The organism is Paenibacillus haidiansis (assembly GCF_036553665.1).
Taxonomy (GTDB): Bacteria; Bacillota; Bacilli; order Paenibacillales; family Paenibacillaceae; genus Fontibacillus; species Fontibacillus haidiansis.
Window position 1 is genome coordinate 212,594 of sequence record NZ_JAZHPZ010000007.1, and the last position, 26,668, is coordinate 239,261.

Sequence of the window (26,668 nt, forward strand, 5' to 3'; positions counted from 1 at the left end):
CGCTGCGGGAGCTTCTTGTCGCGTTATGGACACCCTTATTGCCCCTTGGGGTGGCATCAACGCAAACTGTCTTAAGAGGAGTGCTCGCGAATTGCGGGCTTTCCGGTTTCAAGCATAATTTGATTTCGGCCCAGAAATATGGACAGGATCAAAATCAGCACCCCGGTTCCGATCAGAAGCCATTCGATCTTGACGATATCCGCGACGGGACCGAAGATGAGCATTCCAAGCGGCATCATCGAGGTGGAGATCATCCCGAAAACGCCGAAGATTCTTCCCAAGTAGCTTTCCTCGACTTTTTCCTGAATCAGTACGGTGGTCGGGGTGTTGAACATAGGCATCGCTACGCCGAAAATAGCCATGAAGATCAAATAGATCCAAAAGGCGGGCGCAAGGCCGAGCGCAAGCGTGCACGCCCCCATGATCAGACTGGCTAGGGTCATCGTGTGGACTTTATTGCGGAAGCCACCCCAAGAAGCGATAATCACCCCGCCCGCCATCATGCCGACCGAAAAGGCGATTTCAATAGCGGTTAAAAGCCAGACATCGCCGCCGAAGCTGCGTTTCACCTGAAGCGGGGTCAGAAAGGACGCGGGGGCCATCAAAATAAAGAAAATGGAAAAGAACAGAAAAAACAGTTTGAGGAAACGGTGATTGCCGATGTAAATCAAGCCCTCTTTAAAATCGCTGAAATAACTCGCCGACTGTTTTTCGGCGGCCTTGGCGTGGACCGGGATTTTAAAGAACAGCAGCAGGGTCAGAATCGCGATCGCCGCGGTAACAACATCGATAAAAAAGATCATTTCGATCGAAGTCATCGTGAGCAGTCCCGCGCTCACAATCGGAGCCACAAACGTTATCACCGCCTGCAGCGTTCCGTTGACGCCGTTGACCTGCGTCAGCTTCTCCGCGGGCACGATTTGCGGCAAAATGGCGCCAACGGCCGGGGTTTGAATACCGGTTCCGAGCGCGCGGATGGCGGCCATGACAAAGAGCAGCCACGTCGCGTCGTAGCCCATTAGAAAGACGACAGCGAGAATCAAGGTAGCCAGCGCGATCATCGCATCGGCCGACATGATCAGGATCTTCCGGTTGAACCGGTCCGCCCAGACCCCGGCAAAAGGGGACAAAAGAAACGTGGGGATAAATCCGCAAATAATATACAGCGTCATCATAACACCCGACGAGGTCGTTAAGGTAATATGCCACATCATCGCATATTGAACCAAAGCCGAACCGAATAGCGATATCGTCTGACTGGATAAGAAAAGAACGATATTTTTCTTCCAGTGGCCAGCGAGTTGTTCGCTAGAGGAGTTCATTTACATTCTCACCTTCCCTCTTCTGTTATAACAATCATCTCCTTCGCATTATCCATGATTTGGGGGGTTCTTTGCAAGCAGGTCAAGCAAATAACTCTTCAGATCGACCATACGCAACAAGGTTGGCTTGCGGTCGGTTCCGCAAATGATCAACGGCACGAGCGACTCCGCTTTGCGGATCGAGCCGTGACCGCCGCCCCCCTTATGCGTCGGGGAGTTTTTGTCCTTCAATTCGTATCCGGGTTTGGCGGTGACGACCAAATAATCGCCTTCATGCGAATCTAGCGCACTCTTCAACCTCATGAGCACATCGGGGTACTCGTCATATTCCAGCATATTATTAACATCATTAACTTTTAGATCGAGCACTTGAGAGTCCCCATCGATCGTCCAGGATTGACGGTATGTATCCTGCAGCTTCCCGTCGGCTTTGTATTTAAGCGCTTTGGAAGTCCCGCCCTGAATGACGTTGACCCATCCGTCCCGCTCTTTCCATGCGACGAAATCGATGCGCGAATCGGCTTGAAGCACCTTCGCCGCTTCTTTCAAAGTATCGGTTCCTTTTAATGAATATACATAGGCCATCGTTTCATTAACCGTAAACAGGATGTCCTTGCTCCCGGATTCCTCTTCCCCCGGGCTAAGCACCCGGTCATCGCCGAACAGAGCGGACAAGTCGATTTCCGGATTGCGGTCGGCAGGGAGAATCCGCGTCATCCCGCTGTCGCCGGAAATCAGGATCACCGCCTCCTTCATGGCTTGCTCCCGCGAGCCAAACGATTGCAGCAGCGATTCAAGCTGCCCGTCCAGGTCTTTGACTCCTTTCAGCGAAGAAGGACCGTTCTTGTGCAGCTCCTGATCCAGGTCGGGCAGATAGACAAACAAAAAATCGGGAAGCTTCCGGTGGCGAACCAGGTATTTGACGGTTTCAAAGGAAAAACGGTTATTGAAGCCGATTTTGTCGGTCAGGTTATCCGGCAGATCGGCCAACCCTTCCAACGGGTTGGTTAATGCCCCCAACGTCAAGAAGTCCGGCCCTTTCACCTCGATCTCGTCGGGTAAGGAGGACGGAATATGGAGCCAGGCGGGAATCGTCAGCTTGTGAACCGCCGGTCCGCGGTATATCAACCCGTTGATGGAACCGGATTGCAATCCGTGCCGGGCCAATTCTTCATGGATAGTCGGCACGTCGGGATTCAGGTGGTCCTGATTCAAGTGAATGAGGCCGTCGGTCAAAACGTTGTTCACGCCCTGGCGCAGCACTTCGATCGGGCCGGTGCCGTAATTGATGACCTTTTTGTCCTTGGCCGAATACCAGGTCAGACCCGGCAGCCGATGCTCGCTCGGATAGCGGCCCGTCAGCAAGGTGCTGTCGATCGTAACGGACATGGTCGGGAACGAGCTGACCATATTTTTGTAATATTGTCCGTGCTCGATCAAAAATCGAAAGGTCGGAAGCTCCTTTTCCCGGAGCCCTCTGTCAATGGATTGCGACATCAGGGAGTCCGCCAGCAGCAGAATCACCTTCTTGCCCTTTGCGCCAGTCTCCGGTTTGATGCGCGACAAATCCTGTTCCTTCGGCTTTTGATTCCGGGAACTTCCAACCACAATCAATAATACGATCAGTACCGCTGCGATGATAAAAAATATGCCCCACTTCATGGTTAAATCCCCCTTTTTAATTACATTCTTCCTCCGGAGGGGGATCGCCATTCAAAGTTTTTGTAATGTAACTGCAACCACATTTGCGACTACAATCCTGAACAATCCATCTTCTTTAAACGGTACGCTGCGCACGCTTCGATAAGCCGCTTCGCGGCCAAAGGATGGGAAGCCAAATGAACATGCGCATAAGACGCCAGCACATTTCCGCCGGCATATCCCTCAGGCTCGGCTCCGCCTCTGCCTTCGCTCAGATACGCATGGCATTGGGGCTCCTCGGCACCGTAGTCCATAATCGAATAATGAAATTCATGACCGCGCATGCATTCCCCCCGCTTCAGCAGCAGGTTGTCCCGCAGCGCGGCGACCTCCCGGTAGCCAAGCGCGGCGCGGCGTTCCCGCATCACCGTATGCGCCGGAATGATCCCGGCCATCGGATGCGTTTGACCCGCCCGGTCGGTCAAGCTGCGGGCCAACACCATATAGCCGCCGCATTCCGCATACAGCGGCATCCCTAGCGCCGCGGCGGACCTAAGGCCTTCCAGGAAGGCCTGATTCGCGGCGATCGCGGGAGCGAATTCCTCGGGAAAACCGCCTCCGAGATAAATGCCGTCCGCTTCCGCCGGAATCCCTTCGCCGCCAAGCGGGCTGAAGAAGACCAGCCGGGCTCCGGCAGCAGCCAGCAGCTCCAAATTGTCGGCATAGTAGAAGTTGAACGCCGCATCCCGGGCCACGGCAAGGACCGGGGTTGCCCCGCCGCCGGAAGAAATGGCTACCGGTGGATCGCATACTTGCCCGGCAGGATGCGGAACCGGCAGCGGAGGGGCGGAATTTGCCAACTCCAGCAGCGCCTCGAGATCCGTCCCTGCCTCAAGCAAGTCCGCAGCGCGGTCAAACAATGACTCCAGCTCCCCCCGCTCAACCGCGGGCAGCAAACCCAAATGGCGCTCCGGGACATGTAGTTTACTGTCACGATGAAGCCCCCCTACAACCGGGATGCCGCAAGCCGCTTCAATCGCGGTCTTTACCGTATCGTAATGACTCCGGCTCCCGCATTGGTTCACGATCACCCCGGCGATGCGCACGCTCGGCTCCAAATGCTGGAAACCCAACACAACGGCAGCCGCGCTGCGGCCCATGCCGCGAACATCAACAACAAACAGCACCGGAGTGTCCGTGAGAATGGCCATCTCTGCGGTGGAGCCTGTAAGATCTGCCGCAGCTTTGCCGTCATAGAGTCCCATTCCCCCTTCGATGACGGATAACTGCGCTGTTTCGGAGGAGCGCAAAAAATAATCCAGCAGATAGGCATCGGAGGTCATCCATAAGTCCAGGTTGCGGGGCGGACAACCCGCGGCGGCGGCATGATAGGCGGGGTCGATATAATCCGGCCCGCTTTTGAAGCCCTGCACCGTCAAGCCGCGCCGGGCAAAAGCCCGCATCAGCCCCAGCGTCACGGTCGTTTTGCCCGCGCCGCTGCCCGTGCCGGCGATAATGAAGCGGGGGCGCCGTTTCGTAATCTTTCGTTCATCCATCTCCCTCGCCTCCTATATTCTCAAAGGGTATACGGGAAACGGCGATCGTGACATTGCCGCTTTTCCGCTTGCGCTGCAGCAGCCCGGCCGCTCCCGAGGACAGCAAGGCCGCGGGCTCGCAGACGCCGTACGCCCCCGTCGCCCGGAACACAACCTCCGAAGGCCGGTCCATGGTCACCGTGTTCAGCCGTTCCGCCGCAAACAGCTCCAGCTCCCAGCCGTATTTGGCGCACAGACTCAGCAGCCCGGCTTCGTCACCCTTGAGCTCGGCCGTTGCCGCCTTCCGGACGCTTAGCAGCGAGAGTCCCAGATCCGCCAAGGTTTCCTTCACTACTACCTCAAGCTCCTCCGCCGAAGTTCCGCGGTTGCATCCAAGCCCGACCACCAGGCTCCGGGGGCGATAGACAACTGTATGCTCCGGCAAAACCGCTTCCTCCTCGGCTGCCAGCAGCCGGTCGGTTACGAGTATCGCAGCCGTGATCGGGAACTGCGACAGTTCTTCCATTTCACTGCAGCATCTTACATGCCCCGGCAGCCTGGCACCGGCTGGCAGCCAGTTCCGTTCCCCGCTCTCCTGTAGAAAGGCGAGCGGCTCCCCGTTCACCAGCGCGGCGCTGACCGCTTTCACCGGGGCAAAGCTGTCCGCCCGCCAGCCGAACTCCCTGCCGAGCAAATCCACGGCAAAGCCGCCTTGTCCATCCGAAGCGGTCGTAATGACCGGGCGGCTGCCCAGTAGTTCGGCAATCCGCAGCGTCAGCCGGTTAGCCCCGCCTAGGTGGCCGGACAGCATACTGATGACATGCTCCCCGCGTTCGTCGATCACGATTACGGCCGGATCGGTTGCTTTGCCGACCAGCAAGGGGGCGATCAGCCTGACGGCCGCGCCGAGCGAGAACATCAGAATGACTCCTTCGTAGCGCCGAAACAGGGACGGCAGCAGTTCTTTTACCGGTCCGTTAAACAAATAGTGCTTACCCTCCACCTGTTCCAGACCGTCGCCATATTTGGCGTAAGAGTAAACCTCGGAATCCTCCAGCCTTTCTCCCAGCTTCAGGGCAAGCCGAATCCCGTTTCGGGTAATCGCCACAACCGCATACTTCTTAGCCATGGCTTCCCTTTCCTTCCCGAAAGCCATGGGTGAAGCTCTTGTCATAGAGCTTCGAACGGTAGGCATCCCGGTCGACCAGCGAGGGATCAAGCGCCCGGCCGGCCAGAATCATCGCATGCATCGTAATGCCCGCAGCTTTCAAATCTTCCTCCAGCCTGTTCACCGATGTACGTACAATCCGCTGGTCCGGCCAGCTCGCCCGCTGAACGACGGCTACAGGCGTTTCCCCGCTCCAGCCCGCCGCCAGAAATTCCTCCGTTACATGCCCGGCCTGCGCAGCGCTGAGGAACAGCGCCACCGTGCAGTGATGGGCGGCAAGTTCGCGCAGCCGTTCCCGCTCCGGAACCGGAGTGCGTCCCTCCACCCGGGTCAGAATGACGGTTTGCGTCAAGCCCGGAACGGTCAGCTCCGCTTCCAGCGCCGCCGCCGCGGCGAAGACCGAGCTGACTCCCGGCACGATCTCGCACGGGATGCCGCACAGTTTCAGCAGCGACATCTGCTCCAGGATCGCACCGTACATGGCCGGGTCGCCGGTATGGACGCGGGCTACGACGCCGCCTTCCAACACCGCCTCCGCCATGGCCGCGATCTGCTGCTCCAGGTCCATTCCCGAGCTTTGCAGCACGACGGCGTCGTCTTTTGCGCTGCGGATCAGCTCCTCGCTGACCAGCGAATCGGCATACAGCACAAGATCCGCCGAACGCAGAATACGGCCGCCCTTCACTGTAATCAACTCGGGGTCGCCGGGTCCCGCGCCGATGAAGTAAACCTTTGGTTCCAACCGCATCTCCGTCATTTGCTCACCACCATAAGGCTTAAATATGCAAGCTCCGCTCCGCGCAGTTCGCGGGCGTCGAGCCAGACCATTTCCTGGGAAGAGGTTGCTTGAGTCACGACGGACGCTTTGCCTCCAAACCCCAATTCGTCCAGCACGTCCAGCACCAGCTCCAACACCTTCGCCACCTTCAGAAAAACAACGGTATCATGGTGAAGCAGTGCCTCCTTGAGCGCCTTGCGGTCCGGTGTCGCCGGGATGATGCCGACCCGCTGATCGCCTTCGGCGAGAGGCCTGGCCAGCGATGCGGCAGCGCCCAGTACCGAGGAAATGCCCGGGACCGACACGACCGGGACAGTGGGATGCAGCTCCCGCATTAACCGGGCCAAATGGATAAACGTGCTGTACAAATTGGGGTCCCCTTCCGTGACAAAGGCGATATCTTTGCCCTGCCGAAGCTCATCCCAACATTGCTCGACCGTCCGGTGCCACCCGTTCTCCAACAGAACCGGGTCCTTCGTCATGGGGAATACAAGTCCAAGCATATTTTTCTCTACCGCGTTCACATGGATATCCGCGATTTCCTGGGCATAAGATTTGCCGCCTTTTTGCGCCGCCGGATAGGCGATCACGGGACATTCTTTCAGCAGCCGATAAGCCTTGAGCGTCACCAATTCCGGGTCGCCGGGACCGACGCCCACGCCGTATAAAGTTCCGACAGTCGGCGCGTCAAGCTCCTCCTTGTCTTCCGTCCGAATAACCTTCTTGCCATCTGCCCCCGACAATGTCTCAGATTTCTCTAATTCGGTCCCGTGGAAGCTCCCGGCACCGCTTAAGGCCGGTCGCTCTTGACGCATAAGAATCGTTCCATTTCGATTCATCGCCAATTCCCCCTTATGTATCGATTACAAGATCATTCCCGGCTGATTGCTTGATTCCGCTGATCACATAAACCGGATTCATTCCCTCAAACCGCGTCATGCCGAGTATCGCCTTGCCCCGCGACGCCTGCAGCATCGTCACTGCCGGGTCCATTCCGGCCTGTTGCAGCGCCCGCATGCTTCCGTGGAGCGTCTCCACCGTGACCGCGCTGACCACGAGCCTTCCCCCCGGGCGGAGCCGGGCGGCGCAGGTGTCGATGATCGCTTCCAACTCCCCGCCGCTGCCGCCGATGAACACCGCGTCCGGGTCCGGCAACGGGTCCAGCCCATGCGGCGCTTTGTCGTGGATGATGGCGAAATCGGCCCGGAATCTGCTCCGGTTGGCTTCCATATGGGGCAGATTGGCGGCGCCTTTTTCCACAGCGTATACTTGGCCCAGGCGGGAGATCCGCGCGCATTCCGCCGCCACCGCGCCGGAGCCCGAGCCGATATCCCAAACCACCGCATCCTCGGCCAGATCAAGCTCGGACAGAATAAAGGAACGGACCTCGCGTTTGGTGATCAGCCCCTTCTCCGGCCGTCGTTGCGAATACGCTTCATCCGGAAAAGCAAATCCGCGCTTCGGGTTTGCATCCAGGCCCGACTTCTTCCGCAGGATCACGATGTTGAGCGCAGCGAACGTCCCCCGCTCCATCTCCTCCAGTTCCCAAAACCTACAGATTTCCTGCGGGCCCCCCAGCCGCTCGCAGACAAATGCCTCGTATTCGGTCATCCCGAATTCCAGCAAATAGGCGGCAATCCGCGCCGGGCTGTTGGTCTCATCGGTCAGCAGAGCGACCTTAGGCTTGCCGTCGATCCGCTGAGCCAATCCCCGGATCGGCCGCCCGTGCAGGCTGACCAGCTCCGCATCCTGCCAGCTGTCACCCAGCCTGGCAAAGGCAAGCTGCACGCTGCTGTAATGCGGGATCACTTCGACATGCTCCCGCCCGAACCTTTGCGTCAGATACCCGGCAATGCCGAAAAACAGCGGATCGCCCGAAGCCAGCACCGCCGTCCGCCGCTCTTTCCACACTTCCTCCAGCTTGTCGGCAAAAGGCTTCAGCCCGTCCCGGAGCACGATCTTCTCGCCATTGTATCCGGGGAAGAAGGACAACTGCCGTTCCCCGCCGAGCAGAACCTCGCTCTCGCTGATTTTCTTCAAGCTTTCTTCGGTCAGTCCGGCGGCTCCGTCCTCCCCAATGCCGATAATATAGATCAAATTAGCCATGAAGCTCCGCCCTCCCCAGCACGCGGCCTTTCATCGTTATGAGCACCATCTCCACTGCCAAGCCGCCCCGAATATGTTCAAGGCAATGCCGGCAGGCGTGCTCGCACAGTCGCTCAAAAAAAGCGTCATACCCCGCCTCGGTCATCATATCCACGACCTGTGAAGCGGTGTTGGCGCCGGCAACCTCTTGGACCAGCCGGGCATCCGCTCCGGTTTCGGCGGCGACGGCGGAGAGAAAGCGGAAATCGACCGGCGCGTTTTTGGAATGGATCAGCATGGCGCCTTGCGCCACCTTCGAATATTTGCCCGCCATCCCCACAAGCGTGACCTTCCTTATACCGCTCGCTTTGGCATGCTCCAGCGAAAATCCGACATATTCGCCCATCTGGACGAATGCTTCCTCCGGAAGTTCCGGAAGCATGGCCTTGGCGAATTTCTCGCTGCTGCCGCCGGTAGTCAAGACGATCCCGCTGTTGCCCGCGGCGGCGGCTACCGCAATGGCCTGCGCCACGCTTGCTTTGTACGCCTCCGTGGAGAACGGCGTGACCACGCCGCTCGTCCCTAAGATGGAGATGCCGCCGATAATGCCAAGCCGGGGATTCAATGTCTTGCGCGCGATCGCTTCCCCCTCGGGCACGCTGATCACCACACGCAGCCCCCGGGCGGCACCATGCTCCTCCAGCACCTCCGCAACCGCCTCCGCGATCATCCGCCGGGGTACCGGGTTGATCGCCGCTTCGCCGACCGGAACCGGCAGTCCCGGCTTCGTGACCCTGCCGACTCCCCGGCCGCCGTCGATCTCCACGCCCGGCTCCTCCCGCCAGCTCACCTCGGCCTCGATCCGGGCCCCGTGTGTCGCGTCGGGATCATCGCCGGCATCCTTCACTGTCATGCAGACCGCCGAGCTGTTGCCCTGGCGCCACCAGCCCATCAGTTCAAAAGTATGGCTGAAGCCGGCGGGCAGCCGCAGTTCCACGCAGCGCGGCTCGCTGCCCGTAATGAGCAGCAGCGCCGCGCCTTTCGCCGCCGCCGCGGCGCAGGCGCCGGTGGTGTAACCCCGGCGCAGCGGAGCATTGCCTTTGTCCCGGCCGACTTTGCCGGACGGCTGGGCCTCGTCCGCAGCCTGCCGTCCGCCGTCCTTCAGACCGCCCGCCTTCATTTACAATCCCCGCCCCGCCGTTCGGCGGCCTGCTGTACGGCGAGCAGACTGAGCGCGTTGACCGCGGCGACCACTACCGTGCTGCCGCCCTTGCGCCCGATATTCGTAATATAGGGAATATCGAGCTTGCGCAGCTCGTCCTTGGATTCGGCCGCGGACACGAATCCGACCGGCATGCCGATCACAAGCCCCGGCCGGGCGGCGCCTTCCTTGACCAGGCGGATCAGCTCCAGCAGGGCCGTCGGCGCATTGCCGATCGCATAAATCCCTCCCGGAGCTTCGGCGCAGGCTTTGCGCATGGCTACGATGGCCCTTGTCGTGCCCCGTTCCTTGGCTTCGGCAATTACATCCTCATCGGTGATATGTACCCTGGCCTCTCCGCCGAACCGGTGAATCCGTGCCTTGGATATCCCCGCCTCCACCATCCGCACATCGGCGATAATCGGCCGGCCCTCCAAAATGGCCGCAATGCCCGCTTCCACCGCCCGTGGATGAAAGACCAGGCTCCGCCCCAGTTCGAAATCGGCCGAGGCGTGGATAATACGCCGTACCACCGGGTACTGGAGCTCGGTAAAGTCGTGCTCTCCAAGCTCTTGCGCAATCAATTCGAAGCTCAGAGCTTCGATTTCCTGCGGCTGCACCGTCAGCGGCTCAAAATCGGTTCCGAAGTCCATATCCATTCTTCCACTCCCCCTTCTCCTTTGCCCTTCGCAGACTCTTATTTCGTATTAAACCGCATGGCGCCGCCGCTTGCCTCCGCCGCAAGCGCCGCTTTAACCGCTGCCGCGAGCTTCTCGAATGAATCGAAAATACCGCCCTCCCTTATCGGAGGCATGACCGGCCGGGTGACTAATATGACAAAGATCCCCATCTCGAGTGCGGCGGACAGCTTCTCTTCGACCGCTCCCTCCGCGCCGCTCTCCTTCGTGATCATAACCTGCGTGCCGTACTGCCTGTACAGCGCCTCGTTCATTTCCCACGAAAAAGGCCCCTGCAGCGCAATAATGTTCCGTTGATCGATGCCAAGCGTACGGCATTTCTCTATATTCTCAAGGCTGGGCAGCAGCCTGACCGTCAAACGGATATCGGGATCGCCGATCAGCTCGCGGGCGAAAATCGCCAGCGTCTTGCCGCCCGTGGTCAGCATGACGGAGCCTTTTAAAGCTTTGGCGGTGCGGGCGGCCTCTTCATACGAGGAGACTTCCATTAGCCGGGGATGGCGGGGATAGGTTCCCCTGCGCCGCTCGTATCGAAAATAAGGCAGCCCCAGGGCAGCGGCGACGGCTATGGCATTGGCATGCGCCTCGGCGGCGAAGGGATGGCTGGCATCCACTACGGCATGGTAGCCGCCTTTCCTCAGCATAGCGATCATTCCCTCCCGGTCCAGCCTTCCGGTTACGGTATTTATCCCGACCGCTTCAAGCTGCTGCGCCGCTTCCCGCGTCACAACGGAAGCAACCGGCGGCAGACCTTGTCCCGCAAGGACAAGTGCCAGTTCCAAGGCGTCGCGGGTTCCGCATAGCATGAAAATCATCTTCTCTGCATATCCCCGGTACCGCCCGCGGAAGTGACGGACGTTGCCGCGGCCTCGTGCCGACCGTGGAATTCCCCTTCCACCACATCGTGGTGATGGTGGTGATGGTGATGATATGCCGCCTCTTGGCGATATTGGCAGGTATCGCAATTGGCAGAGGCTTGACCTGCCAACGTCTCATCGATCCGTTCGGCCAGCATGTCCGTCAGGAGGGGGTGCGTACCGATATAGCCGCCGATCTCCACTTCGATCTGCGGATGATCGGCGGCGAAGCGCCGGACCTCTTCTTCGCATTGCTTCATCAGCACACCAGTAAACAGCAGAAACGGGAGCACAATGATTTTGCGGGCCCCCAGCGTTAAGCAGCGCTTGAGCCCCTCCTGTAGCGAAGGCTTGGCCACGGCTATGAAGCAGCTTTCCACGCTTAGATAAGACGTTCTTTCCCAGAGCAAACGAGAAAGCTTGCAGAGCTCGCTATTGGCGTCGGAGTCGTTGCTGCCGCGACCCATCAAGAGCACGGCCGTATCCCGGTCCCGCACTTCCGAAGAGCGCACTTCCGTCGTCCCATCCAGTTGAGACGCCTCCGTTCCGATTGCCGGAACGGCTTCCTTGATCCGATCCAGCAAAATATCTACCGCCCTTTTCTGCGCACTTATGGGTCGCCCATAGACGAATTCCGCATCGGGATATTTCTGTTTGGCCCGGTCTATCACCATCGGAATGTCCAGCTTGGAATGCCCCGCCGCAAACAAAATCACCGGTACGATATAAACCGCTTTGGCGCCTCCCCTGATACAGTTGTCGATTCCTTCGGCGATCGACGGGGAGGCCAGCTCGATAAAGCAAGTTTCGATATGCAGCTCAGGTTTGCGTGCGGCAAGTCTATCCGCTAACTCCCGCAGTTGATCATTACCCTCCTCGACCCGGCTGCCGTGTCCCACAAGCAGGACTGTGCGCGGGGAGTTTCGCTCAGACGAATTGTCTGTAAGACCGGTTGCGGCCAGGATATCTCCGCGCGCTGCAGCGGCCGCAAGCGACCAGGGCTCCGCCGTCGTCCGCAGCCGTTCATGCGGCTTCAAAGTCTGAATAGCTTTGCTCAGATTGTATTTCCGTTCATATCCCCGGGGGGTCACCATCAGTCCTTGGTATACAGTGGTGGCTGAGTTGCCGACCACGACCGTGGAGAGCATGCCGATTTCATGTTCAAGCATGTCCCGAAGCGTGGTTACGATCGTTTGCTGCCGATCTCGATAAGCGCTCTTGACGATGCCTACCGGTGTGGAAGGATCGCGGTAGCGGAGCAGTATGTTGCGGGCTTCCTCGATTTGCCGCGTGCGTCTGCCGCTGCGCGGGTTGTAGAAGGCAATCACAAAATCCGCCGCCGCAGCGGCCTCAACGCGCGCCACAATGCTATCCCACGGCGTGAGATGATCGCTTAAGCTGATTGTGCAGGCATCATGCATAATCGGGGCACCCAGCAGCGAGGAACAGGACTGAACCGCCGATATGCCTGGGATCACCTCAACCTGTACGCCTTCTTCCCGGTTCCACCCCCGCTCGATCAGAACCTCATACACCAGACCGGCCATGCCGTACACGCCTGCGTCTCCGCTGGATATGACGGCGACGCTCTGCCCCGACTCCGCCCGGCGGACCGCTTCCTGGGCCCGGCCGACCTCTTCCGTCATGCCCGTCCCGACGATCTCCTGATGCGTAAGCAAGGGCTTGATCAGCTCCACGTATGTGTTATAGCCGATTACGGCCTCACTCTCTCCGAGAGCGGACAATGCCCGGCCTGTGATATGCTCCAGACTGCCGGGACCAAAGCCGATAATCGACAACTTCCCTTGTTGCTTCATTCCGTTTCCTCCACTTCAGCGTGTAGCGTTAATTAGTAACGTGCGATAACGCTCGATACGTTCCCGCGCATTTAAAATTGTTCTATTTCATCCCATACTCAGGAATTTCCGTGCGTTCAACCAGCAATTGGTTCAGCATGGTCTTGAATGCCTCGGCGCTCCGGGGAACGGAGCGGCCTTCGGTATACCGCGCGGGCAGGCTGTACCACAAATCCGCAATCAGCGGCAGTTCGAGACCAAGGGCCCGCAAGCCACCCCGCCCGCTGAATACCGCTTCCGGCGTTCCCGCCGCCAGGCAAGCCCCATGATCCAGCACGATAACCCAATCCGCCCAGCTGTAGGCCAGATTCATGTCGTGTGTCGCCATCACGATCGTTGTCCCTTGCTTATGAACGCTCTCCAGTCCCGCAAGCAATTGAGCTTCCGAAAGTGGGTCCAGATAGGAAGTCGGCTCGTCAAGCAAAAGGAGCTCCGGCTTCATCGCCAGCACCCCTGCGAGCGCCGTGCGTTTCTTTTGTCCCAAACTGAGCTGATGAATGGGCTTGTCCTTCAGTTCTTCCAGCTTCAGCAAGTCCAGCATCTCAAGGCAGCGCGTCTTAATTGCCGCTTCATTCATCCCCATCCCGCGCAGCCCGAATGAAATATCCTCCCCCGGTGTGTTCAAGATCAACTGCTGCTCGGGATCCTGGAGCACGAGACCGACGTTGCGGCGCAGAGCCGCCAGATCTTTCTTGGCATAAGATACGGGGATTCCCGCCTGCAGCACCCTGCCCTGCTGCGGACGGAGAATGCCGACGGCATGGAGAAAGAATGTGGACTTGCCGGAACCGTTATGGCCAATCACCGCTGTCTTGCATCCCCCGGGGATGGAAACGGTCAATTCCCGCAGCGCGGGCTCCGCCGTATCGGGATAGCGGAATACTACTCCTTCAAAAGTCAAGCTGTCAGCCATGTTCATCTTGTTCTCCTTCTCTTGTCGGTCCATTTGTCCGTTGATGATGCCTATACCAACCTAATCCACAGCTCGGCAAGCAGCATCAAAGCGATGCCGATGTATGCCGACGCGGCGATTTTTCCCGGTACAGTCCGGGGTTCATATGGAGGCAAGACAATCTGTCCCGTATATCCCCGGGTAAGCAGCCCTTTGGAAAGCCCGTCATAACGTCGCATGGTGTTTGCAAATAGAGCGCTGCCCATCCCCGCCATCTCCCTCATCCTGGCCCAAAATCCTCGCTTTCCGCCCCTCAGACGACCGGCGAGAAGCATTCCGTGCACCGTATCGCTCAATAGAAATAAGAATCGGTACATAATCAGCATCAGCTCCAGTACGATTTCCGGCAGCCGCAGCTTCCGGAGCACCTGCAGCAGCTCGCCGAACGGAGTCGTTAATATCAGGAAGAAAAAGCAGGACAAACAGGCTATTACCCGGGCCAGCAGCTTCCCTGCCCGCCGAATTCCCGCCGCCATAACGTACAGGCTTTGCTCCGAAGCCGGCAGCTTGAGAGCAAGTACCGCGTCGGAGGCCTCCGGCCGTCCCAACTCCACGAGCACTGCTGGAAGGCTGAGAACAAAGAACAACAGCGCCGTACAGAGAAGCGATCCGTAGGTACGGGCAGGAATTTTGGCAAAATGGATGCACCACAGCATCATCCAAAAGAAAATAATGACCTGTAAAACAGGATGCAGGGAATAAGAAAGGATGAACATCACCACGGCGAATAAGCTTTTCCACAGGGGCGACAAATGGCGCAGCGCATTGCTGTAGGACAAAGCGTCAATTCTTCTGAGCATGGGACTACCGCCGTTGCTGTCTGCCTTTCAGCAGCCCGACCGAATAACCGATCACTCCGGCCCCAAGCGCCGCCTGCAGCGCAAACAGCATGCTTTCCGTTTCCCCGGGCAGCTCGGTAATCGGCTTGAACCAAGGCTCATAATCGGGGGCAACCTCCGTAATGACCCCCTCCGCCGCATCGTCAGCCCCGCCGAATTCCCCGTCGACCAGCAGCAGCGGCAGGACCACGAGCAGAACTACCGCCAGCAGCATCAACGCATTCTTCCACTTATTGCTCATTACAGGCCTCCTTCTTTCGTTTGACCTTTTAGCCGCGATAGGTCGTTCGGAATGTACGATTTCAACCAATTCCAGAGCAGTACGGTCAGCAATCCCTCACTGATCGCCAGCGGAATCTGGGTTACGGCAAAAATGCCGCCGAATTTCAGCAGGGAAGCGGCAAATCCGCCGTTCGCCGCGGGGAAAGCGGCCGCAAGCTGGACGGAAGTAACCACATAGGTCATCAGATCGGCGCAGGTCGCCGCCAGAAACACCGCCAGCTTTTCGCGTTCGGTGAATCTCATCATCAGTCTGTAGACGGCATACCCGGCAAAAGGACCCGCCACCGCCATCGAGAAGGCGTTCGCTCCCAGTGTGGTGATTCCTCCGTGGGCCAGCAGCAGCGCCTGAAACAACAGGACGATCGAGCCGATTACGCTCATCGGCAGCGGCCCTAGCATGACCGCTCCGAGGCCCGTCCCCGTAGGATGAGAGCTGCTTCCGGTAACGGAAGGCATTTTGAGCGCGGACAAGACGAAGGTGAACGCTCCGGAAAGCCCGAGCAGCAGCTTCACCTCGGGATTGTCCTGGGTCAATTTTTGCAGCTTCACCACCCCGAGCACAAAAAAAGGCAGAAACGCCGCCCACCAGAAAACGGCCCAGCCAACCGGCAGAAAGCCTTCCATAATGTGCATCGCCAGCGCCGTTCCCGGTTCATTGAGCAGTAAATAAACGGTAAATCCGGCGATCAGGGCCGTCATGCTCCAAAATCTCCGCTTTTTCATTCTTGTTCCTCCACTTATTATTCGTACAGTCACAAACTAAAAACTCCCACCCTGCAGGGTGGGAGTGCTTTGTACGTCATCAGTTGTGCAAGAGTCGGACCTGCTGCGGAAGACCGCTGGCCGCCGATCTTGAACAGAAGTACAACAGAGGCGGATGTTCTGCCGGAATGGCATTCATGGGAAAAATCACGTCAATGAGCCATCCGCAATACCGCTTGTCTTCTCTTCTATGCAACCAATTCGTACACCGCTCCTATCCGCGTAGGGTCATGGTGCGAACAAACAAGGTAGGTCTCCTGGCTCGGAATACAAACGCGTTCCTTCGTCTTCCCCGGATATAAAATCCGAGTGACAATCTGAAGTTCGGCTCTTCCTTACAGTGGCGGGACCGCTCGGGATTTGCACCCGATTCCCTGTTATCCCTTGCCTGAAACAAGGGCACCCTGTTTGTTAAATTTGTCCAGTTAATTATAGTGAGATTCGGCTAGCGATGTCTGTGATAAAAGTGGAGGCGCCGGCATTTAATCAAAAAGCCTGCCGATGGATTCCCAGAATGGGACTGATCTGCAGGCTTTTGTAGTGCTTGTTTGGGATAAAACTATAATAAGTATATTCCGTTTTATTTTACTTCTTGAGTCCCGGTCACTTTACCGTCGATAACCGCCGTAGCCTTCACATCTTCGCTTGCATAGTAGATGTTGCCGTCCACGGTTGCCGACTCATGAAGATTAAATCCGTTGGCTTCGACATAAACGTCGCCTTTAACCGTTCCGCCTTGAATTCTCAGGTTTTCGCTTTGCACCGTCAATTTCGGTACGGTCAGCGTGTAGTTGGCCGTGATATTGTGATCTTCATCTTGCGCGTAAAGGGCGATTTTACGGTAAATGTCTCCGTCCGCAGCGTCTTTATCATGGAATTCGCCGGCAACGATCACGTCTTTATCGACCGTCACATCATTCAAAATCGCTACGATCCAAGTTCCTTGTTCACTGACCCCATTCACGAATGCGTCCGCTTCGTTGACGAGCGAAGCCGTCGTTACCGCATCGGCTGCTTGGTTGCCCGCGTTTGCCGAAGTATCTTCATTCTTTGCGCCGCAGCCGGATAGCAATGCAACCGCAACCCCCGCTGCCAGCAAACCTTTGAAAATTTTCACAGTAGATCTCCCCCAAATAATAATATTTATGATGCAAAAATGATTATATATAAAATCTTATCATAATCATGTGATTAATTTCACTATAAATGTTATTTTTTTCACTTACTTTTGCAAGTAAAATATCCGTTAATTTCCTGGAAATGCCGGTTGGCCAATTTTATGGTTTAATAAAAAGATATCAAGTGAAAAATAGGGTTGCATAGCCACCGCCCGCTCGGCGGCTTTACCCGAAATAGCATAAGAAAGGCAAAGGATTATTCCCATGAATTTGACATCATTGATTCAGGCGTTGAAACAGCTGGATTTAAGAAGTTGCCTAATCAGCCGCCAAGGCAAGCCGATATTTGAACAATATAGAGATGATCGAACGCCGCATGAAATCGCCAAAATCAACTCCTGTACCAAAAGCGTCCTGTCCGCGCTGATCGCTATCGCGATGGATCAAGGACTGCTGCCGGGGCCGGACACGCCGGCCGCGGAGTTTTTCCCGCAGCTTGCCGCGGACCCGGATTCCCGCAAACGGGAAATTACGCTGCGGCATTTGTTGACGATGTCGGCGGGCTTTAACTGGACGGAGTTCGGCGGCCAGAACTCTTTTCCCAAGATGACCCGGTCGCCCCATTGGATCAACTTCGTGCTTGAACAGCCTTTGGCGGACCCTCCGGGAACCATGATGGAATATAACTCCGGCATCTCCCAAATGCTGTCCGCCATTTTGGCACAAGCCGCAGGTATGACGGTGGCGCGGTATGCCGAGCTTCATCTGTTCGGCCCGCTTGGCATCGAATCGTACGAGTGGGAGCGCGACCCCCAGGGAATCCATACGGGCGGCTTCGGTCTAAGGCTTCGGCCCGAGGATATGCTAAAGTTCGGGCAGCTTTATTTGCAGCAGGGAGAATGGAACAACAACCGGCTGATTTCCCGTGAACGGATTGCGGAATCGGTAGAACCCGCCATCTCGTCGGAACCGCCCCGCCGCGGCCGTTACGGCTGGCATTGGTGGACGGATACCTATCCGGATTCAGACGGTCCTCCCGGCACTGCCGCACCCTTATTCGATTATTTTTATGCGCGGGGGTTCGGCGGCCAGTATATTTACGTGGTACCCTCGCTAGAGACGGTCGTCGTTCTGACCGACGACAAACGCAAAAAACGGCAGTTTCCCGGCGATGTGTTCCGCCAATTCATCGCTCCCGTGCTGGCTCGGCAGATGCAGGAATCATAATGATTCACGGGTCACGCCGTGCGCACATGATCGAGCAGCGGTTGGATATATTTCTTGTCCGTGCTATCGAAAGATTGCTTAATCGCTTCGACCATGGCCTCGTCTTCAGGGGTTTTATCCTTTTTCCTTTTCAGGATATGCGGCAGAATCTTCATCATAAATTTGCTTACGAGGCCCATTCTTTCATAATTCAGGCCGCTTTGAAAATAGAACACAGGAATCGCCCCTCTGTCCTGTTCCGAAATATTGTTCTTGATGACGTTCTCCACTGTACCCTTTGCCTCCGCCGGCGCGGCCCCGGTGGCATACACAATTATCTTTTGTCCCTGTCGATGCGGACGTTGAAGCAAGTTTTTGAATTTAGCCAGCCCGTTAATCTTGCCGGCATAGATCCCCCCGCCGTAAATAACGGTTTCGTATCTAGCCAGGGTTTCTCTGGATATCGTTTTTAATTCGGCAATGTCGCAATTCAACTCTTCTTTAATCCAATTCGCATACCTTTCGGTAAATCCCGTCTTGCTGGAGTAAACGAGCAGCACTTTCAAATCCAACACCTCTCTCAATTATTTAACGGCTTGGGTTACAAAGGCTTTAAAAGCTTCATCCAATTGTGCGAGAATTTCTTCCGTACCGAAATCGGGGCCTTGCGTCGCCAGTATGAATGATAGACCTTGGGTGTAAATGATCATGTTAAGATACAGCGACTTGGCTTTGTCAAAGCCGATATTTAATATTTCCGACAAATGCTGAACAACCTTTGGATCACCTTCTTTCCGATAAATATCATCCAGAGAATGGATATCGGGGCGTTTGCGCATCATGTACAGCCGGTATAAATGAGGCTCCGTTTGGGCAAGCCGGATATAGGCGGCACCGACGGAACGGGAATAGTCGTTTTTATCGAGATGTTCAGCGATATACTGTTTAAAGAACTTCCCCGTATAATCCGCCAATTCTTGCTTCAATTCATCCATATTGGAATAGTAACTGTAAATGGGCTGTACGGAACAGCCTAGTTTCTCGGCAATATTCTTGACCATGACATGTTCCGGGCCTTGCGTTCGAGCCAATTCGAAAGCCGCCTCCAATATCATCTCTCGCATGATTCTCTGCTTCGGCATGATGTAGTCCTTTCAGAATAACTGAGTTATATAAATGGTTTATATAACATGATTATTTTTAGAGCTATGAATTAGGTCACCTATTGGGCATATGTTGTACCTGGTATTCCTTTCGTTGGAGATTTCCAATCAAGCCACAAAAAAGCGGACCGGAAGGATGGGCTCCTCCGGTCCGTTATTTTTTGCTGCATACCGCGATATAATTTAAACTCTTGCCTGCCTGATTAAAGAAACGGAACATTTGTTTAAACATGATTCTATTCTCTTTTTTTAAGCCGTTGATCATAATCTTTAACATACCGAATAAGCCTTCGTCACGGACCATTCCCTTCGGATTCATCAGCGACATGGCGCCGGAGCTCGTCGATACTTCTCTAAAACCGATTTCGCTGAAAGTACTCGTCCAGCCCTCTATAGGCAATGGAGATACATTGACATGAATGATACCGCGTAAAGTATCTATCAATTCTTCCGGGGTATTTTTCGTCAACATAATATCATGCGTCAATAAAATGCCACCCGGCTTCAAGACGCGGTGGTATTCCGAGATCGCCTTCTTTTTCGCCGATGCATTCAGCATCGTCAGCATCGCTTCATTAAAAACAACATCAAACGATTCATCCGCAAACGGCAGCTTCATCGCATTGGCCTGTACGACCTGGATATAATCTTCAAGCTTATGCTTGGCGATGTTCTTTCGCCCTTTTTCCAAAGCTTTGGCATCCATATCGACGGCCGTTATTAGGCAACGGTATTTCTCCGCCAATTCGATGGATGTCGTACACATATTGCAAGCCACTTCCAGCACTCTGGATTCTTTCGATAGGTTTGCTTGCCCGATTAACCAATTCGTCGCCTGGATTCCGCCGGGCCTTAGCCTCTTCTTCCCCAACCGCGCCAAAAAAGTATGTCCCGCTTCCGTCTTCCCCATTTCCCCAGCTCCTTAGACTTATTCCTTCTCCGGTTTAACGACGGTCAGCAGCATTTGAAAAGAAGTCTCGCGCGCGTGCAGCGCATGCGGTATATCGGAAGGCATGACGATCGCTTCTCCTTGCGAAACAGTATACTGCTGGTCGCCGATCGTAATTTCGGCGGCTCCCGATAGGATTTGTACCAGCGCATCTCCTTTTGTTGTATGCAACTTGATTCCCTCTCCTTGATCCAATGAGAACAATGTCATTCCCAAATCCGGCCGCTGCACCAATGTCATGCTGGATACTTGATTCGGTGCCACCGCGATGATCTCGTCCAGCTTGATGACCTCCGCATGCGGCAGTTTTTTAATATAAACGGCATTATCCATAGTCCCTTCTCCTCTTCTATTCATTCATGTAATTCAACTGCACAAATTTGCATTTTCCAAGCGCTTCAATGGAGTGCACGATATTCTTTTCTATTCGCAAAAATTCGCCCTCCTTGATCGCAAAGGATTCCCGGTCGATCTGAATCTTCAATTGTCCGTCCGTTACATAAATGGTTTTATGGTGCGGAGAAGATTCACGGCTGATGCTCTCGTCCGAATCCATGGCATATAAAATCAGATCCAAATGGTCATCGCCGGCTAGCGTCCGGCTTGTAATTTGATGGTCCCGATAAGTCACGAGACCGTTCAGTGCAAATACCTGTTTAAACGGAATGTTCATGCTTCATCGATACTCCTTGCTTCTAAACTCCAAGCCAAGCTGAAAATATCAGTTACAAATTAATAAAATGAGCTATAATGAAATCATTCATACATTGAGAATGATTATCAATTAATGAGAGTATAGCAGAGCAAAGCGCAAATTTCCGTTGCCATGGCAACAGGAGGTGAAAAAGGTTGAACAAGTACATGAAAATTTTTAAGGAGACCTCCCTGTTCAAAGGCTTTTCCGAGCAGGAGATCTTGCAGTCCCTGGCTTGTTTAAACGGAAATAGCCGAATTTATCGCAAGAAGGAAATCATCTTTAACAAAGAGGATCGGCTGCATTCGATCGGCATCGTTCTGGATGGCACCCTCTTTATAAGCAAGGAGGATCTCGGCGGCGTACGGCTTATTTTTTCGGAATTAATCACGGGGGAAGTGATCGGAGAAACGGCATTACGGGGCAACGATCAACCGGTCGGGTATGATGCGGCGGCGGCGACGGCTTGCGAAATTCTGTTTATCCGAATCGACCGTCTCGTTCGGCCCGATCAAACGGCCTGCTCGCTTAGGGGAAGAATTATTGAAAATCTCTTCAACCTTCTCTTGCGTAAAAACGAAGCATTGTACCGGAAGCTGGACATCGTAACCCACAAAAATCTTCGCGCCCGTATCGTCCATTACTTGCAATTCCAGGCCGAAAAAAATCGTAGTCCGGTCTTCACGATTCCGTTCACCCGGGAGGAACTGGCCCATTACTTGAGCGTGGACCGTAGCGCCCTATCCCGGGAGCTCGGCCGTATGAAGGCAGCCGGAATCGTCGATTATTCGCGCAATACGTTCCGGCTGCTTCAGAGTGAATTTATAGAATCGCCTTTTAAGTAAAATATTCAAGCTTAGCCTTGGGAAAAAACTTCTCCATATAGGAATACAGATGGCTCTTCAGGGCCTCTTCCTCTTCTTTTTGATAAATGTATTTGCCGATGCCGTATTTGCCCCATTTGTATCTTCTTTTCTCTTCGTCCAGCTCCAGCTTGCTCATGGGATAGTTTTTCTCGATCACCCGCTTCGCCGGTCTGGTAAAACGGTGCTGAATAAACTCAAACGTAATATCGTCCCGGGCATCGGCGGGCAGTTCGGCATCCAGGCGTTCAAACATGTGATAATATCCTTGCTCCCACCCCTCATGCAGATATATCGGCGCGACGATAAATCCGAGCGGATATCCGGCCCTGGCGACTTTCCCCGCCGCCTCGATTCTTTGCTGGAGCGGCGAAGTGCCGGGCTCGAAATTTTTGATCACATAGTCGGCGTTGACGCTGAACCGGAACCGGGTTTTGCCTTGATGATCGGCGTCCAGCAGATGGTCCACATGATGAAATTTCGTAACGAACCGCAGCTTTCCATACTTGGACTGCCCAAAATGCTCAATCGCCCGCTTTAGCGTGTGCGTAAGATGATCGATGCCGACGATATCGGATGTGCATGACGCTTCGAACCGGGTTGCCTCCGGTGCGCGTTCGGCCATGTATTTGTCGGCGGCCTCCAAAATTTCGTCAACATTTACATAAGTACGGATATAAGGCTTGTTCCCCATGGTCGTCTGCAAATAACAGTAATGACAGTACGGTTATTACATGGGTTATTTGTGTAAGTGGTTGAATGATGGGTTCATTTGCCAACCGCCTGTCCAAAAAAGAAACCTTGAAAGGCATAGAGCCAGTCAAGGTTGAACTTAAGTATTAAGCTTTAGTACTTGCCCAAATTGAATGTCTGGGCAATATACTGTTGCAATTAGGACAATGAACTATTGGTGTTTTATTAGCTTCTTCCAATGCCCCCCATCTATCGGGGCAACCATAATATAATTCTGGGATTGTTGGGTTTGCAATAATCCCCTGCCAATCGCATTCTTTACACTGCACATTTTCGATTTGTACTCTTTGCAGTTTTTCATTTTTGTTGAGTAATAAACAAAACATCCACTTATTCCGATTCCCTAAAGGATAGAACGCAAGAGAAAAAGAACTATACTTTCGCACAAAATCCATCATATTGCAGACAGTGTCTAACGCGTTTATCGGCTGATCCTCGATTACAGGATTGTTTACAAGAAGTTCAAAAGCTTCTGTAGCTATAATATATACAATTTGGCCATCAATCTTATGTTGACTTATTAATTCATTATTTAGGTTCACTTTGGCGTAAAACCTCCCATACCAAATTCAATTTAAAATTCGCTCTCTGTGGACCCTGGAAGTGTTTGGGGTATTAGCTGGGATTTAGGGATTTTCGCCTCGTACACCCTGCCACCATTTGCGAAGTATTTGGCAATGCTCTCGTCAGTAGTAACAGACATCAATGTTCTGTCCATTCTAAAAGCATTTGGCAAATCAGTTCCGAACGCACCGTGAGCTTGGACATAATCGTCCATGTTGTTATACCAGATTTTCAGCCACTCATCATGGATAGGTTGGGAAGCTTTGTAGGCATTAGCAAGGTTACCTGATTCACTATAAGCAATTCGGGTAGCGTCGCTTAATAAGTGCCCCGTTTCATCATATATTGCATTCTCTAAGTAGTTATTAGTTCCCCGATAGACAGTTATCAGCTCATCTGCTTCGCCCGTCCCCTCACACTTAAACAACCCAAAGGATCCACATACCCCACCGGATCGCCATTTACATAGGCATACCGATTCAAGGTCTGACCGTCGGTCAGGTCGCCGAGGATTACGTCCCGATTTAGGAACCGTTTCAGCTCCGGATCATAGTAACGGGCCCGCATGTAATACAGCCCGTTCGGGTCGGTCATCACGCCGTCCCGGCCGTTGTATTGGAACGGTTGGGAGGTACTGCCTTCGTGCTGCTCCAATTCGCCGTAGATGCCGTACGTATATCGGTGTGACTCTGCCGGTTTCGTCGGTGAGTAGGATCGTACTGCCCCGGATGTCGCTGTGGTAGCTGAGGTAACTACCGTCCGCATCTTCCCGGCCGATCAGGCCAAGGCCGTAGACATAATAAGCCTTCGGCGTCCCTTCCTCGTCCAGTTCCATCAGCACCCGGCTCAGCTCGCCCAGGTCGTCGACCACATATCGGGTCGTTTTCCCCCTCCAACTCATGGAGGTCCGATTGCCGAGCATGTTATAAGTATAGCGCGCTTTCCCGGATTTTACCAAACGATTACGGGCATCGTATTCATTCGAAGCCATGCTCTCATGTTGCTCGTTAGTACCAAACAGATCTAACACAACGAGTAAAAAAACTTTTCAAACTTTAGAGTTGCAGTATGTATCAACATTTACCGCTCTTTATGTCGTGGCATAATCTTTCGTTTCCTCCCTAACAACATGACCTTCCGGTTGCTAGTCACTCTTAGTTATGTCCTGACAATATAATGTTTGGACTATTCTATGATTAGTTGCGGTGTTACTCATCGGGGGCTAATTAAAAAGTTGCGTCTATTTTAAAAAATCTGTGGGTAAACGAAGATAACAAAAACAGGTCAATCATGGTATCTCAGACCATAATCGACCTATTCAATGTAACGGATAAGTTTTACTAGGGTATAAAAATCAAGATTGATGTGCTTACAAACAAAATAAAGAAATCTTTATACGGGTATTAGGTATTACACGGGCTATTTGTGTGGTTGAAACAGCTTTATTCGGCACAGTTATTCCCACCACTTCAATCACAGATAACTCAAAGAATCTTTTAATTCCATTGTTTCTTCGTCGGATAGTCCCGCAACCTTGATATAACACAACTCATTTAATTTGTTAGCCCCAAATATAACCCTACCAGAGTGAATACATTTATCTACCTCATCTTCCCTAAATTTAAGCAATAATTTATTACCAAACAAATTGACTTCAAGATTACAATAAACATCTACTTTTCCTTTTTCCTTAACTGCTGAAATATCAAATACTGGTACACCATATTCATTATTGATTAAATGGGAATCCTCTTTCACAGAATTCAAAGATACCTTATTTGTTTCAACAAGGGTTACTGAACGAATAATTCCAGTATTTGAACCTACTCCAATTTCTAATAATGACTTCTTGAAGTCCCCCAACCTAAAATAATGTGTTCCCTCCATAATTTCATTCCAATCCCCCCATTTGATCTCAATAGGGATATATGGGTCGATTACTATTTCTTCCTGCAAAAATAACTTTTTCGAATTAAATTTTAACAATTTTTACCCTCCCTATAAGCCAGTTCTAATTACCCCATCCATTGAATTGGGCATGTTTAACTACCGGTAGTTGCCCGTCTAACCTAGGAGGACTTAATTTGAATTCCCATTTTCCAACAGTAATTAGTTCATCATACTTGATTCCATTTTTCGTAACCTGCTGTAACGTACCCGAAAAGTCATCCAATAATAATTGTGAGTAATATTTCGGGTCAATTCCTGGAACCTTCATTTTTTTTGCAACTTCTTCATATATGTGTTTAGTACCATTACCATGTACCCACACATTTTGATTACCCACAGTTATTTCAAATGATCTAGGTATAACCGTACCATCATAAGCAGGTTGGGTCCCCTTTATGGAGTCCCAAACTGTCCCTGTTTCACCTAAGCCCTCACACTTAAAGAGCCCCAACGGATCCACATACCCCACCGGATCGCCATTTACATAGGCATACCGATTCAAGGTCTGCCCGTCGGTCAGGTCGCCGAGGATTACGTCCCGATTTAAGAACCGTTTCAGTTCCGGATCATAGTAGCGGGCCCGCATGTAATACAGCCCGTTCGGGTCGGTCATCACGCCGTCCCGGCCGTTGTATTGGAACGGTTGGGAGGTACTGCCTTCGTGCTGCTCCAATTCGCCGTAGATGCCGTACGTATATCGGTCTGTGACTCTGCCGGTTTCGTCGGTGAGTAGGGTCGTGCTGCCCCGGATGTCGCTGTGGTAGCTGAGGTAACTACCGTCCGCATCTTCCCGGCCGATCAGGCCAAGGCCATAGACATAATAAGCCTTCGGCGTCCCTTCCTCGTCCAGTTCCATCAGCACCCGGCTGAGCTCGCCCAGGTCGTCGACCACATACTGGGTCGTCTTGCCCCTCCAACTCATGGAGGTCCGATTGCCGAGCATGTTATAAGTATAGCGCGCCTTCCCGGATTTTACCAAGCGGTTACGGGCGTCGTATTCATACGAAGCCATGCTCTCCCCGTTGCTCTTGTAGAGCAAATTGCCGTCCGCATCCATCTCCACCGGATAATCTCCGAGGGCGTGCAGCCGGTTATCGGAGGTATAACGGAAGGAAGAGGCGTTACCCTCTAAAGAGTCTCGGGTTAAGGTCAGGTTGCCGCCCAGGTCGTACTCGTAGCTGACGATTCGCCCTTTAAACGCTCCGCTGCTTAAGCGCCGCAGCTTATCATACGTATACTGCTTGTCTTCCTCCTGAATGATTTGGCCGATCTCGTTATAGGTAAGCCGGAACTGCTGCAGCATGATTCCTTGGGCCGTGCTATCCTGAATGCGGATCAGCTGCCCCGCGGCGTCATACGTCCGCTTCTCCTTGCTCCCGTTGGTTCGGCAAGTCTCGATCAGCTTGCCGCTTTGGTCATAGCTATAACGGGT

The 26,668-nt window shown here is 53.9% G+C and carries 28 protein-coding genes, 1 pseudogene and 1 riboswitch; of the genes and pseudogenes, 2 read left to right on the top strand and 27 right to left on the bottom strand.

What is annotated here, in order from left to right:
• Positions 1-71 precede the first annotated feature (71 nt).
• The 16 genes from V3851_RS16020 to V3851_RS16095 form a co-directional block, all read right to left on the bottom strand.
• Complete coding sequence (locus tag V3851_RS16020; RefSeq protein WP_331847562.1) at positions 72-1,322, bottom strand: MFS transporter; 1,251 nt, start codon at positions 1,320-1,322, stop codon at positions 72-74.
• 48 nt (positions 1,323-1,370) lie between these two features.
• On the bottom strand, positions 1,371-2,984 hold the full coding sequence (locus V3851_RS16025) for an alkaline phosphatase family protein (protein ID WP_331847563.1): 1,614 nt from the start codon (positions 2,982-2,984) through the stop codon (positions 1,371-1,373).
• An 89-nt stretch (positions 2,985-3,073) separates the two neighbouring features.
• On the bottom strand, positions 3,074-4,519 hold the full coding sequence (locus V3851_RS16030; RefSeq protein ID WP_331847564.1) for a cobyrinate a,c-diamide synthase: 1,446 nt from the start codon (positions 4,517-4,519) through the stop codon (positions 3,074-3,076).
• Positions 4,512-5,627, bottom strand: coding sequence for a cobalt-precorrin 5A hydrolase (locus V3851_RS16035; RefSeq protein WP_331847565.1), 1,116 nt, complete (start codon positions 5,625-5,627; stop codon positions 4,512-4,514). The genes V3851_RS16030 and V3851_RS16035 overlap by 8 nt, the downstream gene beginning before the upstream one ends.
• Positions 5,620-6,414, bottom strand: a complete 795-nt coding sequence (gene cobM, locus V3851_RS16040) for a precorrin-4 C(11)-methyltransferase (RefSeq protein WP_331847596.1) — start codon at positions 6,412-6,414, stop codon at positions 5,620-5,622. Before cobM ends, V3851_RS16035 begins: the two co-directional genes overlap by 8 nt.
• Before the next feature lie 5 nt (positions 6,415-6,419).
• Positions 6,420-7,283 (bottom strand): precorrin-2 C(20)-methyltransferase, encoded by an 864-nt coding sequence (gene cobI / locus V3851_RS16045; RefSeq protein WP_331847566.1) that lies wholly within the window; start codon positions 7,281-7,283, stop codon positions 6,420-6,422.
• Between the two features lie 13 nt (positions 7,284-7,296).
• Positions 7,297-8,550, bottom strand: a complete 1,254-nt coding sequence (gene cbiE, locus V3851_RS16050) for a precorrin-6y C5,15-methyltransferase (decarboxylating) subunit CbiE (protein ID WP_331847567.1) — start codon at positions 8,548-8,550, stop codon at positions 7,297-7,299.
• Positions 8,543-9,709, bottom strand: coding sequence for a cobalt-precorrin-5B (C(1))-methyltransferase (locus V3851_RS16055; protein WP_331847568.1), 1,167 nt, complete (start codon positions 9,707-9,709; stop codon positions 8,543-8,545). Before V3851_RS16055 ends, cbiE begins: the two co-directional genes overlap by 8 nt.
• Positions 9,706-10,383 carry a precorrin-8X methylmutase gene (locus V3851_RS16060; RefSeq protein ID WP_331847597.1) on the bottom strand — a complete coding sequence of 226 codons (678 nt, stop codon included), beginning with the start codon at positions 10,381-10,383 and terminating at the stop codon, positions 9,706-9,708. The genes V3851_RS16055 and V3851_RS16060 overlap by 4 nt, the downstream gene beginning before the upstream one ends.
• Before the next feature lie 44 nt (positions 10,384-10,427).
• Positions 10,428-11,243: a precorrin-6A reductase gene (cobK, locus tag V3851_RS16065; RefSeq protein WP_331847569.1), complete on the bottom strand. Its 816-nt coding sequence runs from the start codon at positions 11,241-11,243 to the stop codon at positions 10,428-10,430.
• The gene (gene cobJ, locus V3851_RS16070; RefSeq protein ID WP_331847570.1) at positions 11,240-13,102 is read right to left on the bottom strand and encodes a precorrin-3B C(17)-methyltransferase; all 1,863 of its coding nucleotides are present in this window, start codon (positions 13,100-13,102) and stop codon (positions 11,240-11,242) included. Before cobJ ends, cobK begins: the two co-directional genes overlap by 4 nt.
• Before the next feature lie 82 nt (positions 13,103-13,184).
• Positions 13,185-14,054 carry an energy-coupling factor ABC transporter ATP-binding protein gene (locus tag V3851_RS16075; protein ID WP_331847571.1) on the bottom strand — a complete coding sequence of 290 codons (870 nt, stop codon included), beginning with the start codon at positions 14,052-14,054 and terminating at the stop codon, positions 13,185-13,187.
• A gap of 50 nt (positions 14,055-14,104) precedes the next feature.
• Positions 14,105-14,893 carry a cobalt ECF transporter T component CbiQ gene (cbiQ, locus tag V3851_RS16080; RefSeq protein WP_331847572.1) on the bottom strand — a complete coding sequence of 263 codons (789 nt, stop codon included), beginning with the start codon at positions 14,891-14,893 and terminating at the stop codon, positions 14,105-14,107.
• A 4-nt stretch (positions 14,894-14,897) separates the two neighbouring features.
• A complete protein-coding gene (locus V3851_RS16085; RefSeq protein WP_331847573.1) occupies positions 14,898-15,173 on the bottom strand; it encodes an energy-coupling factor ABC transporter substrate-binding protein in 276 nt (91 codons plus the stop codon).
• Positions 15,173-15,937, bottom strand: a complete 765-nt coding sequence (locus tag V3851_RS16090) for an energy-coupling factor ABC transporter permease (protein WP_331847574.1) — start codon at positions 15,935-15,937, stop codon at positions 15,173-15,175. The genes V3851_RS16085 and V3851_RS16090 overlap by 1 nt, the downstream gene beginning before the upstream one ends.
• Positions 15,938-16,206: 269 nt before the next feature.
• A riboswitch (cobalamin riboswitch) is annotated at positions 16,207-16,398 on the bottom strand.
• 158 nt (positions 16,399-16,556) lie between these two features.
• Positions 16,557-17,093: a polymer-forming cytoskeletal protein gene (locus V3851_RS16095; protein WP_331847575.1), complete on the bottom strand. Its 537-nt coding sequence runs from the start codon at positions 17,091-17,093 to the stop codon at positions 16,557-16,559.
• A gap of 265 nt (positions 17,094-17,358) precedes the next feature.
• Between V3851_RS16095 and V3851_RS16100 the strand changes: the two genes are divergently transcribed.
• Positions 17,359-18,321, top strand: a complete 963-nt coding sequence (locus V3851_RS16100) for a serine hydrolase domain-containing protein (protein WP_331847576.1) — start codon at positions 17,359-17,361, stop codon at positions 18,319-18,321.
• 11 nt (positions 18,322-18,332) lie between these two features.
• Here the strand turns inward: V3851_RS16100 and V3851_RS16105 are convergent, their stop codons facing one another.
• The 5 genes from V3851_RS16105 to V3851_RS16125 all read right to left on the bottom strand — a co-directional run bounded on the left by V3851_RS16105 (position 18,333) and on the right by V3851_RS16125 (position 21,085).
• Positions 18,333-18,860: a flavodoxin domain-containing protein gene (locus V3851_RS16105; RefSeq protein WP_331847598.1), complete on the bottom strand. Its 528-nt coding sequence runs from the start codon at positions 18,858-18,860 to the stop codon at positions 18,333-18,335.
• Positions 18,861-18,884: 24 nt separating this feature from the next.
• Positions 18,885-19,442, bottom strand: coding sequence for a TetR/AcrR family transcriptional regulator (locus tag V3851_RS16110; RefSeq protein WP_331847577.1), 558 nt, complete (start codon positions 19,440-19,442; stop codon positions 18,885-18,887).
• A gap of 175 nt (positions 19,443-19,617) precedes the next feature.
• Positions 19,618-20,373 (bottom strand): class I SAM-dependent methyltransferase, encoded by a 756-nt coding sequence (locus tag V3851_RS16115; RefSeq protein WP_331847578.1) that lies wholly within the window; start codon positions 20,371-20,373, stop codon positions 19,618-19,620.
• An 18-nt stretch (positions 20,374-20,391) separates the two neighbouring features.
• Positions 20,392-20,745 (bottom strand): cupin domain-containing protein, encoded by a 354-nt coding sequence (locus V3851_RS16120; RefSeq protein ID WP_331847579.1) that lies wholly within the window; start codon positions 20,743-20,745, stop codon positions 20,392-20,394.
• A 16-nt stretch (positions 20,746-20,761) separates the two neighbouring features.
• Positions 20,762-21,085 carry a cupin domain-containing protein gene (locus tag V3851_RS16125; protein ID WP_331847580.1) on the bottom strand — a complete coding sequence of 108 codons (324 nt, stop codon included), beginning with the start codon at positions 21,083-21,085 and terminating at the stop codon, positions 20,762-20,764.
• A 176-nt stretch (positions 21,086-21,261) separates the two neighbouring features.
• On the opposite strand from V3851_RS16125, the gene V3851_RS16130 reads away from it, so the two are divergent.
• Positions 21,262-21,951 (top strand): Crp/Fnr family transcriptional regulator, encoded by a 690-nt coding sequence (locus V3851_RS16130; protein ID WP_331847581.1) that lies wholly within the window; start codon positions 21,262-21,264, stop codon positions 21,949-21,951.
• Here V3851_RS16130 and V3851_RS16135 read toward each other — a convergent pair.
• The 6 genes and pseudogenes from V3851_RS16135 to V3851_RS16160 form a co-directional block, all read right to left on the bottom strand.
• Positions 21,944-22,693, bottom strand: a pseudogene (locus tag V3851_RS16135) (spore photoproduct lyase family protein); the annotation flags it as partial. The gene V3851_RS16130 and the pseudogene V3851_RS16135 overlap by 8 nt on opposite strands.
• Positions 22,694-22,808: 115 nt before the next feature.
• Complete coding sequence (locus tag V3851_RS16140; RefSeq protein WP_331847582.1) at positions 22,809-23,264, bottom strand: hypothetical protein; 456 nt, start codon at positions 23,262-23,264, stop codon at positions 22,809-22,811.
• Between the two features lie 32 nt (positions 23,265-23,296).
• A complete protein-coding gene (locus V3851_RS16145) occupies positions 23,297-23,713 on the bottom strand; it encodes a hypothetical protein (RefSeq protein WP_331847583.1) in 417 nt (138 codons plus the stop codon).
• Positions 23,674-24,051, bottom strand: a complete 378-nt coding sequence (locus V3851_RS16150; protein ID WP_331847584.1) for an RHS repeat-associated core domain-containing protein — start codon at positions 24,049-24,051, stop codon at positions 23,674-23,676. Before V3851_RS16150 ends, V3851_RS16145 begins: the two co-directional genes overlap by 40 nt.
• 708 nt (positions 24,052-24,759) lie before the next feature.
• A complete protein-coding gene (locus V3851_RS16155) occupies positions 24,760-25,272 on the bottom strand; it encodes a hypothetical protein (RefSeq protein ID WP_331847585.1) in 513 nt (170 codons plus the stop codon).
• Between the two features lie 25 nt (positions 25,273-25,297).
• Positions 25,298-26,668: RHS repeat domain-containing protein (locus tag V3851_RS16160; RefSeq protein WP_331847586.1), on the bottom strand; the 1,371-nt coding region annotated here is incomplete at its 5' end.